This window comes from Flavobacterium succinicans, from assembly GCF_001662485.1.
GTDB lineage: Bacteria > Bacteroidota > Bacteroidia > Flavobacteriales > Flavobacteriaceae > Flavobacterium > Flavobacterium succinicans_A.
This window is the reverse complement of sequence record NZ_JMTM01000060.1, coordinates 60,486-75,542: the sequence shown is the minus strand read 5'-3', so window position 1 is coordinate 75,542 and position 15,057 is coordinate 60,486. Positions and strand designations below refer to the sequence as shown.

Sequence of the window (15,057 nt, the reverse complement as noted above, 5' to 3'; positions counted from 1 at the left end):
TAAATTGTAAAACTTACTACTGAAGAAGGAGAAGTAACCAAGAAGTTTATTAAAGAAAATGTTTCTTTAAATTTCAATATGTAAAATCCCAAATTCCAATGTCATACTGAGCTTGTTGAAGTATTTTGGAATTTGGATTTTTTTTTTGAGATTTTCACTTTTAAATAACCATCGTCAACTGAATACGTTTTCTGTCTTCATCAACTTCGGTTACTTTTACTTCAACGTGTTGGTGGAGTTTGACCACTTCGTTGACATCGCTCACAAAACCAGCTTTGAGTTGGGAAATGTGTACTAAGCCGCTTTCTTTGATTCCGATGTCGACAAAACAACCAAAATTGGTGATGTTGTTTACGATTCCCGGCAAAATCATTCCGGTTTTCAAATCTTTAATGGATTTGACATTAGGGTCGAATTCAAAGATTTTGGCCGATTTTCTTGGGTCTAATCCTGGTTTTTCGAGCTCTTTGAGGATGTCTTTGATACCCAAAATCCCAATTTCGGGTGTTACGTAGTTTTCGGGTTTGATGAGGGCAATTTTTTCTTTGTTGGCAATCAAATCAGTAACGGAAGTTTTTAAATCTTTGGCCATTTTTTCTACTATGGCATAAGCTTCGGGATGTACTGCAGAATTGTCTAATGGATTTTTACCATTGGCAATTCGGATAAATGCTGCGCCTTGTTGGAAGGCTTTATCTCCCAAACGCGGTACTTTTTTGAGTTGTTTTCTATCGTCAAAAGGACCATTTTCAGAACGATACGTCACTATATTTTCGGCCAGCTTTTCTCCAATACCACTCACATAACTCAACAAATGTTTGCTAGCGGTATTGATGTTAATCCCCACCGAATTCACGCAACGAATTACCGTTGCATCCAATTCTTCTTTGAGTTTGGTTTGGTCCACATCGTGTTGGTATTGTCCTACACCAATAGCTTTTGGGTCGATTTTTACCAATTCGGCCAAAGGATCCGATAAACGACGTCCGATAGAAACCGAACCACGAACGGTGACGTCGTAATTGGGGAATTCTTCACGGGCAATTTTGGAAGCGGAATACACCGAAGCTCCTGCCTCCGAAACAATAAATACTTGAAGAGGCTTATCGAAAGCGATTTTCTTGATGAAGAATTCGGTTTCTCTCGAGGCGGTTCCGTTCCCTATAGAAATGGCGTCAATTTTATAAGAATTCACCATCGATTTGATTTTTTTCATCGCCATCGCCGTTTCATTTTGAGGGGCGTGCGGATAGATGGTTTCGTTGTAGAGCAAATCGCCTTTTTCGTCCAAACAAACCACTTTACAGCCCGAACGAAATCCAGGGTCGATGGCTAAAATTCGTTTTTCGCCCAAAGGTGGAGCCAATAATAATTGCCCTAAATTATTCGCGAAAACCTGAATGGAATTGGCATCGGCTTTGGCTTTGGCTTCTTGCAAGGTTTCGTTGGCAATAGCAGGTTGCAGCAATCTTTTATAAGAATCCTCAATGGCCAATTGTACGTGTGGGGTACTTGGGCTTTGACCTTTCAACACCAATTCGTCGATTAGGTCGTAGGCTTCGTCAATATCTGCTTCTATTTTGAACTTAATGAACCCTTCATTTTCGGCACGCAGCATTGCCAAAAGACGGTGAGAAGGCGCTTTGGTCAACGGTTCAGACCAATCGAAATATTGGTTGAATTTTTGTGCTTCTTGTTCGTCTTTTTTCGTTTTGACTACTTTGGTGGTGATGCTAGCTTTGCGTTCGTACAAACGACGCAATTGTTTACGAACATAAATATTTTCATTGATCCATTCGGCTATAATTTCTCGGGCGCCTTGTAAAGCCGCTTCTTCATTGACAATAGCGTCGTTTAAGTATTGCGTAGCCAAGAAATCGACATCGTCATTTTTCTGTGCCATTATAATTTTGGCCAAAGGTTCTAGTCCGTTTTCACGAGCGACATCGGCTTTGGTTCTTTTTTTCTTTTTGTACGGCAAATACAAATCCTCCAAGTCTTGTAGGTCAAAACTTTGTTGGATTTTTTTATCCAATTCGGGCGTCAAAGCGTTTTGCTCTTCGATGGATTTTACGATGGCTTCTTTTCGTTTCAGGATGGCCTCGTACTCTTTTTGGAGTTTGGCAATTTGTTCGATTTGTGTTTCATCCAGATTGCCTGTTTTGTCTTTTCGGTAACGCGAAATAAACGGAATCGTACAATCTTCTTGTAATAATTGAACGGTGTTTTGAATATTGATGGCTGCGGTAGCTACCTTTTGGGCGATGAATTGTAGGTTGGTCATTTTTTGAATTTTTCGGACAGCTAAAATAATATCTTTGGAGCGTAAATGTATCGCAATGGATATTTTATTGTATTATTTTTTGATTCTGAACGTCATCGGTTTTCTGTTGACTGTTTTTGATAAACAGCAAGCAAAAAGTCATAAACAAAGAATCCCCGAAACAACACTTTTAACCTTCGTGTTCTTCGGAGGAACTGTTGGTAATGGATTAGCGATGCTTTTGTTCAGACATAAAACAAGTAAAACTAGTTATCTTTTGAAGTTTTGGTTGATAATGATATTGCAAATTTTGGCCATTTGTTTTGTTTCATCAGACTATAAAATCTAAATAATTCTGTTTATTGATTACTTCAAAACTCGCATCAAGATAGGCTTTTGCGAAGGCTGTAGGGATTTTAGCTTTTCTGTTTTCGTTCCATTTGAATTCATAGCCCTTCAAATTTCCATTTTCTTCTTCAAGCCAATCCAATTCTTGTTGGTCATACGTACGCCAAAAATAATTGGTCACTGTTTTTTGAGTATAATTTTGATTTTTTATACGCTCTGAAGCCAAATAATTTTCCCACAAGGCGCCTACGTCTGTTCTAGCCTCTAATCGGCTAAAGTTGGCAATTATAGCGTTGCGAATCCCGTTGTCATAAAAATACCAACGGTTGGATTTGGTGATTTCTTTTCGCAAATTTCTGCTAAAGCCAGGCACTTTATAAATAACAAACACTTTAGAAAGTAAGTCTAAATAACTCTCTACCGTGTTTTTAGAAATACTTAATTGTCGGGCTAATTCTTGCAAAGAGACCTCTTGCCCTACTTGAAAAGCGATTAACTTTAATAGATCTAAAATTTTATTAGATTGCTTAATCCCTTCGTAAATCAAAATATCTTTCAATAAATACGAATTGAGTATTTCTTTCAAATAGTTGATTTTGTCATTCCAATCTGGGTATTGTTCGAGTTCGGGATAGGAGCCAAAAAGCAATCGTTCTTCCAATTTTTGAGTGGTTTCTTTGAAATTTTCATAGTTGGAAAATTCCATCTGAGCCAACGGAAATAGATAAATTGTATTTTTTCTTCCCACCAAAGGTTCTCCTAATTTATTAGACAAATCAAAAACCGATGAGCCTGTAGCAATAACTTTTATTTTGTCAATAGAATCCACAATCAACTTTAAAATCAAACCAATCTCGGGAATATTTTGAGCTTCATCAATGACTAACAATTTGGTGTTTGCCAAAAGACGGCTGTAATTGCTTACGGAACGTTCTTTCAACAAATTTGCATCCTGAATATCTTCACCATTTAACTGCAAATAATCTGTTTTTGGAATGGAAGAAAGATAATTTTTAATGAATGCCGTTTTACCCACACGTCTTGCGCCTAATAATAACAATACTTTATTGGGTAACACTTTTTTGGCAAACAAGGATTCTATGCCTCTTTCTAAAAATTCCATCGCCTGAGATTTTAAATTTCAGAAGCAAATATAATTAAAAAAATGTAAATTCAGTCAGTTGATTGACTGAATTAATGTAAATTCAGTCAGTTGGTTGACAGAATTTACATTAATTCGATCAGTTGAAAAATGTAGTGCTATACTATTTGTAGCCAATTATTGAAATGTCCTGCTTGTTTTTTATGAAAAAGAGGTTAAGTAACAAAATTTGCTTCAGGGGTTTGCGCCAGTGCATTCGCTTTTAAAAATATCCACCACGACCCGAGCGGTAGCGAATAGGCGAAGCAATTCACTAATGAATCACGAATTAAAATGTGTTTTAATGACACGAATTATTACTATTGCTGGAATTCGTGACATTCAATTTCAGTTTCGATGACAATTAGTGTCAATTGGTGTAATTTGTGGCTAACTTTTTTTAAATGCGAATGCCCTGGGTTTGCGCTTATTTTCAAAACGTATTTGAAACAAAAAAGGAATACCCCAATTCGGAATATTCCTTTTCATTATTTATCAGTAGCAACTTTTTACTGTAACGACTCGAAACCCAATTTCAAGCGTACGCGATCCAAAACGCCATTGGCGATGGTTGCTGCTTTTTCGGCACCTTGTTTCAATAAGGCGTCTACTTCTGCCAGGTTATTGATGTAATAATTGTACCGTTCTCTTTCGGTTTTGAATTTTTCTACAATCAGTTCAAACAAGGCTTGTTTGGCGTGACCATAACCATAATTTCCTCCTAAATAATTGGTTCTCATGGTGGCTATTTGGTCTTCAGTGCCCAATAATTTATAGATAGCAAAAGCTTTACAAGTGTCAGGATTTTTGGGTTCTTCTAATGGCGTACTATCCGTTTCGATACTCATAATTTGTTTGCGCAATGTTTTGTCATCCAAGAAAATATTAATGATATTATTGGCTGATTTGCTCATTTTTCCGCCATTGGTACCAGGAATTAACATGCTGTCTTCTTGGATTTTGGCTTCGGGTAACACGAAGGTTTCTCCCATTTGATGATTAAATCTAGAAGCTACATCACGAGTGATTTCGAGGTGTTGCAACTGGTCTTTCCCAACAGGTACAAATTCGGCATCATACAATAAAATATCGGCAGCCATCAACATTGGATACGAAAACAATCCAGCATTGACATCGTCTAAACGATCGGATTTGTCTTTGAAAGAATGTGCTAAAGTCAAACGTTGAAAAGGAAAAAAACAGCTCAAGTACCAAGACAATTCTGCTGTTTGAGGCACATCGGATTGTCTGTAAAAGGTAACTTTGTTTACGTCTAATCCACAAGCTAGCCAAGCCGCTGCGGTACTGTAAGTATTGTTTCTTAAGGTTTCGCCATTTTTGATTTGTGTAATCGAATGTAAATCGGCGATAAAAAGGAATGATTCGTTTTTTGGATCATTCGATAATGCAATTGCGGGTATAATTGCGCCTAATAAGTTTCCTAAATGTGGCGTTCCTGTACTTTGAACTCCCGTTAATATTTTTGCCATTGTTGTAGTTTCTGAATCGCAAAGTTCGCAAAGTTTGCCCGCTTTCCTATCATTTTTGGCAAAAATTTTAGGATAAAGGATTCAAAAAGGCGTTGTTCATTTCTCAGAAAACCTTTTCAAATGAACAGGATTTAGCGATTTAGAATTTTACACTTCGAAAAAAAATCAATCGAAAAGAATTGATTAGGGATTTTTATGGATTTTTTGCTCTTTTTTTGACCGTATTTCAATAAATTGCAAAATACAAAAGCAAATAGAGTTATGACTGAGATAGACGCAGAAAGAGCCCGATTACTCGAAAGAAAAGATAATAAAGGCTGGAAAAAATGGGGGCCTTATTTAACCGAAAGACAATGGGGAACGGTAAGAGAAGATTATTCTGCCAATGGAGATGCATGGAATAGTATTACGCACGATATGGCGCGTTCCAAAGCCTATCGATGGGGAGAAGAAGGAATAGGTGGCATTTCAGATAATAAACAGCACATTTGTTTTGCTTTGGCTTTTTGGAATCACAATGATAAAATTCTTAAAGAGCGATTTTTTGGACTCACTGGAAACGAATCCAATCATGGAGAAGATGTCAAAGAAATTTATTATTACCAAGACGCGACGCCTACGCATTCCTACCAAAAAATGCTGTACAAGTATCCACAGGCGGCGTTTCCTTATGAAAAATTAGTCAAAGAATCGAAAAAGCGCAATCGTCAGCAACCTGAGTACGAACTTTTGGAAACGGGTATTTTTGATAAAGATGCTTATTTTGACATAAGTATTGAGTATGCCAAAGCGGATGAGCAGGATATTTTGATTCAAATTACAATCGAAAATCAATCGGATGTGGCGGCTCCCATTACGGTTTTGCCTACGATTTGGTTCCGAAATACTTGGTGCTGGGGCTATGACAATTACAAGCACAAACCTTCTTTGGTGGGCAACGGAAAGTCCGTAATCGAAGTCAATCATCGTTTGGTCGGACATTTTACATTGTATGCAGAAAATGCGGATGAACTGCTTTTTTGTGAAAACGAAACCAATTTTCAACGTTTGTATCAATCTGAGAACTTAACAAAATATACCAAAGACGGTATTAACGATTATATAATCAATGCCCAAAAAGACACCGTAAATCCGAACAAGATTGGAACTAAAGCTGCTGCAAAATACGAACAAATTATTCCTGCCAAAGGGAAAAAAGTAATCCGATTGCGATTTACCAACCAGTCGCCAAAAGAACCTTTTGAGGATTTTGATGCCATTTATGCACAACGGCTTAAGGAAGCTGATTTGTTTTATAATAGTTTGCAAAAAAACATCAAAGAGGAGCATTTGAAATCGGTACAACGTCAGGCCTATGCTGGAATGTTGTGGACTAAACAATGGTATTATTTCAATGTTTATGAGTGGATTAAAGGTGATCCTTCAATGCCTAAACCCGATGCGAATAGAAGTAAAGGAAGAAATAATACTTGGAAACATTTGTATGCTTCTAATATTTTGTCAATGCCTGATAAATGGGAATATCCTTGGTTTGCCGCTTGGGATTTGGCCTTTCATACTTTGCCTCTGGCACGATTGGATCCCGATTTTGCCAAACGTCAATTATCAGTGATTTTGAGAGAATATTATATGCATCCCAACGGACAAATTCCGGCTTACGAATGGTCGTTCTCGGATGTGAATCCTCCGGTACACGCTTGGGCAACCTGGAAAGTCTATGAAATTGATAAAGAAATGAATGGCGGCAAAGGCGATCGTTTTTTCTTGGAACGTATTTTCCATAAACTACTGCTCAATTTCACTTGGTGGGTCAACCTGAAAGATGAGGGAGGAAACAATATTTTTGGAGGCGGATTCCTTGGAATGGATAATATTGGGGTTTTCGACCGATCGGCGGCTTTACCAACAGGTGGACATTTAGAACAAGCCGATGGAACGGGGTGGATGGCAATGTATAGCCTGAATATGTTGCGAATTGCTTGTGAAATTGCGATTGAAAATCCGGTGTATCAAGATATGGCTTCTAAGTTTTTTGAACACTTTTTGCATATCGCGGGTGCTATGCAAGCCATTGGTGGAGACAAATTGAATCTTTGGGACGAAGACGATCAGTTCTATTATGATATGTTGCATAAAGAAAATGGCGAAGCCGAATTACTCAAAGTGCGCTCGATGGTGGGATTGATTCCACTTTTTGCGGTTGAAGTTTTAACACCAGAGTTGTTAGACCAATTGCCAGATTTCAAGCGTAGAGTGGAATGGGTTATTTCAAACCGACCAGATTTGGCTGCTTTAGTTTCTAGTTGGTACAATCCCGGAAAAGGAGAGAGCAAGTTATTGTCTATTCTTCGTGGGCACCGAATGAAGATGATTATGAAACGTATGTTCGATGAATCGGAATTTTTGTCTGATTTTGGTGTTCGTTCGTTGTCTAAATTTCATAAAGAACATCCTTATCGATTTACCTATGATGGAGGAACCGTTCAAGTAGATTATACACCTGCCGAAGCTACTGGAGATATGTTTGGAGGAAATTCCAATTGGCGTGGCCCAATTTGGTTTCCAATGAACTATTTGATTTTGGACTCACTCGAGAAATTCTGTAACTATTACGGAAACGACTACAAAGTAGAGTTTCCAACGCATTCAGGAGTAATGATGAATATAAAAGATGCAGCTGATGGCGTGGCGAATCGTTTACTCTCACTTTTTGTGCCTAATAAAGAGCAATTTATACCGATGTATGGGCCTTATGAAAAGTTTCAAAAAGACCCCAACTTTAATTCGAATCATTTGTTTTTTGAATATTTTGATGGCGATACCGGAAAAGGATTAGGCGCCAATCATCAAACAGGATGGACGGGACTTATTGCCGAAATCATTCATCATTTGAATAACGATTCGGAACAAATTTAAATGTAGAGTACTATTTCCATCCGAGATAGTACTCTTTTTTTACTATTTTAAATTGAGGGTTGGGAAAAATTTAAAGTTTTCTTAGAAGTAAGTAAAGCATGTTGTTAATCGATTCAGTCTAAGAAATAGAAGTTTGTAGAAAACAGCACTTTTTCTATTTGAAGACTATTTCCAATGAAGTTTAGGTTTACGTAAAAAAAATTATTCCCTTTTTGAGAGGTTGCTTTTCTTCCAAATAAATCCATCCAAGAGATAATGAGTAAATTGTGGAACGGTTAGTAAGGGTACAATTACAAAATACCAATTTGAAAAATCTTCTGTAGTACCTGACAATTGTTCCTTCCAAACTAAAATTTCCCAAAGATATTCTTCAGAAAAAGCAATCAAAAGCAAAACGACGATGAAAAGTAAAAGTCCTTTAAAATGTTTGAAATAGTATAACGAATGCAATTCTTTGGATGTTTTTTTATCGATTTCATTGAGATAAATAAGCGCTATGTAAGGAATGCCGTGAGAAACGACATTAAGCAAAGTAAAAATCAAATCGTTATTAAAATAGACGATTCCAAAAAACCAAGACAAAATGGTTCCTAGTAGTATTGCATTTTTTGGAATATTGATATAATTATTCTTAACGCCAAAGTAACTTGTTCGGAGTACATAAAAAAGAAGTACACAACCATAAATCCAGCTTAAAACCATAATTAAGAAAGGACTTTCGAAATGCAAGAATTCGTTTTCAACAAACCAATTAAATTCCCTTGGAGACGATAAAAACCAATACAGCATGGGGTAAATTGTTGCGGTATAAATCACCACATTGTCTACCCAAGCCCATTTTTTAGATTCATTTCGTGCATATAAACGCATAAAGCCATATTGCTGTCTGATGAAATGAAAAACAGCTATATATGCCATTACAGACCAAAAGACTTTACTCCCAAAAGAAAACAAAACGATTCCAATTAAAAAGCATACAATAGGCAAACCGATTAGTAATTTTTTTCTTTTTTGAAATTCGCTTGCAACAAAATAGGTTTTAAATAAAGTAGCGTAAACGTGTGCGACATCGATAAAAACAATTAGAAAGAGCCAAGTGTAAAAGGAATACTTAGTTTCTATTTGTTGCAGCTGTTTTTGAAATAGAAATACAATAGCAACCACCAAAAAGGAAGGCGATAAGATAAATATACTATCTGTTTTGGCTTTATGAATCCAAGGTTGTTGCATCGAGCATTGTATTTACTGCGTTAATTCCTTGATGAAAGGCTTCTTCAAAAATAGAGATACCCGATACATCACTATGAGCAAAAAACAGCGTATTGGCGATAGGTTTTGCAGCTTCTTTTTTGGCATCACTAAAAATAAAATTAGGAACAGGACTAATCATTCCGTGACCTAATAAATGAACTTCAATGCTTTCTGTTTGAGATTCAATATTGGGATGGGCTATTTTTAAATCATCAAAAACCATTTGTTTCCAATATTCTTTAGTCTTTTTATACATTTCTCGGCGTGTTTTTTTCAAATCCGCACTAGAGAAACTGTAATAATAAGTGATTACTTTTTTATCCTGTAGTTGTTGAAGGGATTGATGTTGGTCGTAAACATATCCCAAACCTTTTGAACCATAAATTACATTATCCCAACACAAAGGAAAGCTTCCGTTATCGTTTATATCAGACACAACTAAAGTAGCCAAAAGCCAAGGAGTATAATGAAAATGTGAAGCCAAATCTTTTCGGTCTTTCAACAAGTATTGATTTACAAACTGAGGCGTTGCAAGTATAATTTTTTTCGCGGTTATTGCAATGGTAGTTTTGGTTTCATTATCAAAAACTTTGGCAACTGCTTTGTGGGTATCATTTTCAATTTCGAAAACCAAGTGGTTTTTTAATGATTTTCCTTTTACATATTTTTTCAGGTGATTGGCTAATCTTGAGTTTCCTTCAGGCCAAGTGAGCACCGAATCTTGATGTTCTTCGGAAGCATTTTGTTTTCTTGCGGCAAAATAATGAATACCTGCATAAGCAGAAACGTAGGCGATTCCTAAACCAAAATCATCTTTGCAGCAATAATCAATATAATTATAAAGAGGTTTTGCTGTAAAATTTTGGTTTTCAAACCATTGTTGCATAGTCAAAGTATCCAATGCTTTTACTTCTTTATTTTGGGAGGATTCAGCAAGTGGAATCGTGAACCAATATTTTCCCTTTTTATCTTTTTGTTGTCTAAAACCATCCATTACTTTGAAAAATCGGACGAATTCTTGATCTTCAGCGGCAGTATTTCCTTCCTTTGGAACAACTCCTTCTTGCCAATTATTTCTATAGAACAAACGTTCTTCTGGAGCCAAAGTGAGTTGGGTTTCATCGAATTTTGGAAACCCTTTGGAATCATAACCTAAGATGATTTTTTCTTCTTCTAAAAATTGCAATAAAGCTTTGTCCTCTAAATTCGGTAAAGGTAAATAATGGGCTCCCAATGGATATTTAGAATACTGGTTCTCGCCATTGGATGAATTGCCACCTAAATGATCTTCTAATTCGACCATTAAAAAATCAGTAATTCCTTTTTTAGTGAGTTGTCTGGCTGCGCTCAATCCAGAAATTCCGCCACCAATAATTAGATATGGAACGGTAATTTCTTTTGATGGTTTAGGAAAATTTTTTACTCTAAGACGATGCCCCAAAATATGATTGGTTCCTGATAATCGAATCAAAAGAGTAACCACTTTTTCTTTACACGCCTCCAATAGAGGAATTGCGAGTAGCGAAGTGGTTATTATTTTGAGAAAGTTTCTTCTTGAATTATTGTAATTTTCCCCATTCTTCATCGAAATAGCGTACTAAAATTTGGTTATCTAATCGATTGATTTCGATGTCTTTTGAAATCATATCTTGAGAAAAATAATTGAACTTATCAAATTGATAATTATAAAAACGCAAAGCATCCACTTTTCGGTTTACGGTATTAAATGTAGTTCCAAAACCATTAATGGCGATGGTAAAACCCCATTCTCCAAACGATGGAACATAAGCGTGATACGCATCAATTTGTGGAAAAACTTGCATTACCGTTTTATTAATACACCAAAAAGATTTGGGTGCAAAATAAGGCGATGTGGTTTGAATAACGACCACAGCATCTTGGTTTAAAAGTTTTTGAATCGTAGCATAAAAATTAAGCGAATACAATTTACCTAGACTGTAATTCGATGGATCTGGAAAATCGATAATCACGACATCAAATTTTTCTTGGCAATTTTTTGCCCAAATGTAGGCGTCTTTATTAAAAACAGCCACTTTAGGATTATTGAGCGAATTAGCATTAAAACCGCATAAGATGGTATTGGTTTTAAACATTTTGGTCATTCCTTCATCTAAATCGACAAGAGTTACTTTTTGCACCTCTTTGTATTTCAAGATTTCTCTAACGGCAAGTCCATCACCGCCGCCTAAAACCAAAACATTCGACACGCTTTTTGCCATTGACAATGCGGGATGCACCAGCGCTTCGTGGTAGCGGTATTCATCGGTTGAGCTAAACTGTAAGTTATTGTTGAGGTACAGACGGTAGTCGCTTTTGTTGTGTGTTAAAACAATTCTTTGGTAAGGAGTGGTATTGGTATAAACAATGTTTTCACCATAGAGTTTCCCTTCTGAAAAGGACAAAATTTTATCAGAGAAAATAAAAACAGCTAATAAAATTACAAAGGAAAGTATGGCTTTGCTTCGAACCAAATGCACTTTTTTCAACTCATTTTTGAGCAAGTAACATAGGGCAATTGCAATAGATACATTGATCATTCCGAAGAATAAGGAAGTCCCCATAATGCCTAGTTTTGGCACTAAAACCAAGGGAAATAATATGGAAGCCAATAAAGCTCCAATGTAATCAAAAGTAAAAACGTTTGAGACTAAATCTTTAAATTCGACTTTGTCCTTCAGAATATTCATCAACAGTGGAATTTCTAATCCTACCAAACAACCGGTTACAAAAACAAGGAAGTAAAGTATAAACTGAAAGGAATTAATACTTTCAAAAAGCAGGAACAAAATCACGGAGCTCAACCCTCCAATTAATCCAACCAAAATTTCAATTTCAACAAAAGTATTGAGCAGATTTTTGGTCAAAAATTTTGAAAAGTAGGAGCCAATTCCCATCGAAAAAAGATAAACTCCTATGATAAACGAGAATTGTTTTACCGAATCACCCAATAAATAACTGGCCAAAGTACCCGCGACGAGTTCGTAAACTAATCCGCAAGTAGCAATGGTGAATACGGCAAAAAGTAATAAATATTCAAATTTTAAAATCTTTTTACCCATGAATTGCGGCACTAATGATCATCGAAATCCCAATGATGAAGGCTCCAAAAACAATCGCCAAAGCCACATTATTATTTTTTGAAATTTGAGACCAAGTATTTTCGGGAGTCAATTTTTCGATGATAAAATAGGTAATCAATAAAATTGCAATTCCTATAAGCGAAAAGACAATAGATGCTAAAATAGGTCTCATAGTTAAAATTTCCATAGTATTTTGTTTAGTTATTTGTGATAAAAATGATTTACTGAGCGATTGCCTTGTGCAGGTCGATAGTTTTCCGTGGTTTCGCAATCGCAAATGCTATTGCCTTGCCAATTGTAATACACAAAAAGCGCATAAAATAAACCTCCTACGAGCAGTGCAATGAAGTTGGATTGCACAAATTCTTTTACTTTTTCCATATTGTATTTAAAATGATTATTCCCATCTTTTTTGTTCAAATGACTTTTCTAAATAATAAATAGCAACGACAAATACGGTCATAAAAATATAAATCATCCAGACATTTCTTGTAGAAGGACTTGACCAACTCGCTTGAATTTGAACCGTTTGATTTTGAGCGTCTTCAGTTGCTTTCATCGGGGTAATGGCCAAATGGTATTTACCAGCAGCGACTCCACAAATATTAAATTCTTCAGAAGTATCACCTTCCGTCCAATTTTCACCATCGGTATAGCCATGATAGTATTCTATATCCTTGTTAGCATAAACTTCGTCGCCATTTTTTTCATTAATCAATGCTACTTGAACATTAGCCCAAGAATTATCAACGTTAGAATGCAATTGAATAGTCAATGGAGCTGAACTTCCTTTTAGTTCAAAAGATGGGGTAATAAAATCTTTTTTAGCATATTCATCAAACGCAATGGAGGTATCGAGAACCTTTTGTTCAACACGATCTTTGTTAAGGAACCAATGCGTAATCAAAATTAAAAAAGCAATACCACAAAAAATAAGAGCTGTATTTCTAACATTTATAAGAAAGGGTTGCACTTGACCAATGCCTTTTTTTGTTGGTAAAGAAGTAGTAGCGAAAGCTTTTTTTATCGCTCTAGTAGAAATATGTTTTCCTAAGAAAGCTGTTTGTTGATGGCCAACTTTTTCAAAACTAAGTAAGAAGGGTGGATGAATATATTCTATAAGTTCAACATTTTTATAAATATCAAAATCAAAGAAACCTTTTGAGGCGACTAGCTTTGGATAATAGTAATCGTAGCGATCATAAGTGATTTCGTTATGTTCTACTGTTAAAGGATGATTACCAACTTTAGTATCAAAAGTAATCTCGTTTAGAAGAATCCAATGCCCATCAGATTCAGAGAGGTATAAAAAGCTGCCATTTTTTGCTTGTAGAATGTACTCTCTCCACTCAAAGTCTTGGTGTGATTTGATCACTAATCCAGTTACTTGATACTCAATATTATCAAATACGGCAGTTTTGCCAATCTCAAATGTATTTTCAAAGAAGCAGGGTTGAGACTTCATATAAAGCGAAAGACCTGCACCTTCTTTGTTTTTATAAACATAATCACAAGCAGGGCAAGCAAAAACTTCAACTTCAAAATTTACCTCAAGAGTTGTAGTAGTATTACAATTAAAACAAGGGACAGTCATGTATTATCTATTAATTTCGAATTCCTTTAGAATTTTTGCTTCAAAGTAGCTGATATATTCTTGTGTAATGTCTTTTACTTTTTGTGTATTGTCTTGCAAATAGTTACACAAATATACATCTAAAGTCAATTGATTGAATTCAGGCCATGTATGAATGCAAATATGAGATTCTTTTAAACAAATGGCTATGGTGAAACTATTGTTTTCGAAAATATGTTCACTAATCCCCACTTTTTCTAGTTGATATTTTGCTATTAAATTTTTAGAAAAACTGATGAAATTTTCACTCGAGGTCAATTTAGTAAGATCTTGTACTTCGAGTGTTACAAGTTTGTGTAAACCAGGGGAATAGTCGTTTGTAGTCATTAACTAGGCATTGTTGGGGCTAAACTATACTTTTATTTTTTACGAATATAGCATTTTTACATTTCCAATAATTCTAAATAAAGAAAATATTAAACTAAAACATCAATTCTATACATTTTCTTTGGATAAAATGAACCCAAATTCCGCAGAGACTTCTTTAGTTACAAATCCATAGTCATTCGAATACAGTCTTTATTTTAAAAAAGAGAATAGTTTGAAGGGCAATTTTTTATTCATGAAGCTCTTACTTAGAAAAACAATAACCAAAACATTCATTACCAAAACAAAAAATCCAAACTCCTCACGAATAGTAAGGAGTTTGGAATTTGTTTTTTTACTTTTGAAAAGCTTATTCTTTTGTTTCTTCTTCTTTTTTAGTAGTAGCCGGTTGATCGTCTTTGGCGGCGTTTTTGAATTCTTTAATGCCACTTCCTAAACCTTTCATTAATTCTGGAATTTTTTTACCTCCAAAAAGTAATAAAACAACAGCTAGTATAACTAGGATTTCTGTAACTCCAAATCTTCCCATGATTGTATTTTTTATTGCCGAAACAAATTTGTACTAATTAATGCTGCAAATGTATATA

The 15,057-nt window shown here is 35.5% G+C and carries 13 protein-coding genes; 2 read left to right on the top strand and 11 right to left on the bottom strand.

What is annotated here, in order from left to right; genetic code table 11:
- Window positions 1-160: 160 nt before the first annotated feature.
- On the bottom strand, window positions 161-2,284 hold the full coding sequence (locus FLB_RS10635) for a Tex family protein (protein ID WP_064715938.1): 2,124 nt from the start codon (window positions 2,282-2,284) through the stop codon (window positions 161-163).
- A 55-nt stretch (window positions 2,285-2,339) separates the two neighbouring features.
- Here FLB_RS10635 and FLB_RS10630 point away from each other — a divergent pair, with 55 nt between their 5' ends.
- On the top strand, window positions 2,340-2,612 hold the full coding sequence (locus FLB_RS10630; RefSeq protein WP_064715937.1) for a DUF1294 domain-containing protein: 273 nt from the start codon (window positions 2,340-2,342) through the stop codon (window positions 2,610-2,612).
- Here FLB_RS10630 and FLB_RS10625 read toward each other — a convergent pair.
- Both FLB_RS10625 and trpS read right to left on the bottom strand, forming a co-directional pair.
- Window positions 2,595-3,734: an ATP-binding protein gene (locus tag FLB_RS10625; RefSeq protein WP_064715936.1), complete on the bottom strand. Its 1,140-nt coding sequence runs from the start codon at window positions 3,732-3,734 to the stop codon at window positions 2,595-2,597. The two genes, FLB_RS10630 and FLB_RS10625, sit on opposite strands and share 18 nt — an antisense overlap.
- Window positions 3,735-4,261: 527 nt before the next feature.
- On the bottom strand, window positions 4,262-5,242 hold the full coding sequence (trpS, locus tag FLB_RS10620) for a tryptophan--tRNA ligase (RefSeq protein ID WP_064715935.1): 981 nt from the start codon (window positions 5,240-5,242) through the stop codon (window positions 4,262-4,264).
- Window positions 5,243-5,503: 261 nt separating this feature from the next.
- Here trpS and FLB_RS10615 point away from each other — a divergent pair, with 261 nt between their 5' ends.
- Complete coding sequence (locus tag FLB_RS10615; RefSeq protein WP_064716090.1) at window positions 5,504-8,158, top strand: MGH1-like glycoside hydrolase domain-containing protein; 2,655 nt, start codon at window positions 5,504-5,506, stop codon at window positions 8,156-8,158.
- Window positions 8,159-8,359: 201 nt separating this feature from the next.
- On the opposite strand, the gene FLB_RS10610 is transcribed toward FLB_RS10615, so the two are convergent.
- From FLB_RS10610 to tatA, 8 genes are all read right to left on the bottom strand, one after another.
- On the bottom strand, window positions 8,360-9,388 hold the full coding sequence (locus FLB_RS10610) for a hypothetical protein (protein ID WP_064715934.1): 1,029 nt from the start codon (window positions 9,386-9,388) through the stop codon (window positions 8,360-8,362).
- On the bottom strand, window positions 9,366-10,994 hold the full coding sequence (locus tag FLB_RS10605; protein WP_082923270.1) for an FAD-dependent oxidoreductase: 1,629 nt from the start codon (window positions 10,992-10,994) through the stop codon (window positions 9,366-9,368). The genes FLB_RS10610 and FLB_RS10605 overlap by 23 nt, the downstream gene beginning before the upstream one ends.
- On the bottom strand, window positions 10,969-12,489 hold the full coding sequence (locus FLB_RS10600; RefSeq protein WP_064715933.1) for a polyamine aminopropyltransferase: 1,521 nt from the start codon (window positions 12,487-12,489) through the stop codon (window positions 10,969-10,971). Before FLB_RS10600 ends, FLB_RS10605 begins: the two co-directional genes overlap by 26 nt.
- Window positions 12,482-12,697, bottom strand: coding sequence for a DUF350 domain-containing protein (locus tag FLB_RS10595; protein WP_064715932.1), 216 nt, complete (start codon window positions 12,695-12,697; stop codon window positions 12,482-12,484). The genes FLB_RS10600 and FLB_RS10595 overlap by 8 nt, the downstream gene beginning before the upstream one ends.
- 14 nt (window positions 12,698-12,711) lie before the next feature.
- Entirely contained in the window at window positions 12,712-12,891 is a 180-nt protein-coding gene (locus FLB_RS10590) for a hypothetical protein (protein ID WP_035717397.1), read from the bottom strand.
- Window positions 12,892-12,907: 16 nt separating this feature from the next.
- The gene (locus FLB_RS10585) at window positions 12,908-14,104 is read right to left on the bottom strand and encodes a DUF4178 domain-containing protein (RefSeq protein WP_064715931.1); all 1,197 of its coding nucleotides are present in this window, start codon (window positions 14,102-14,104) and stop codon (window positions 12,908-12,910) included.
- A gap of 3 nt (window positions 14,105-14,107) precedes the next feature.
- Window positions 14,108-14,470 (bottom strand): S-adenosylmethionine decarboxylase family protein, encoded by a 363-nt coding sequence (locus FLB_RS10580; protein ID WP_064715930.1) that lies wholly within the window; start codon window positions 14,468-14,470, stop codon window positions 14,108-14,110.
- 349 nt (window positions 14,471-14,819) lie between these two features.
- On the bottom strand, window positions 14,820-14,999 hold the full coding sequence (gene tatA / locus FLB_RS10575) for a twin-arginine translocase TatA/TatE family subunit (RefSeq protein WP_064715929.1): 180 nt from the start codon (window positions 14,997-14,999) through the stop codon (window positions 14,820-14,822).
- Between the last annotated feature and the right edge of the window lie 58 nt (window positions 15,000-15,057).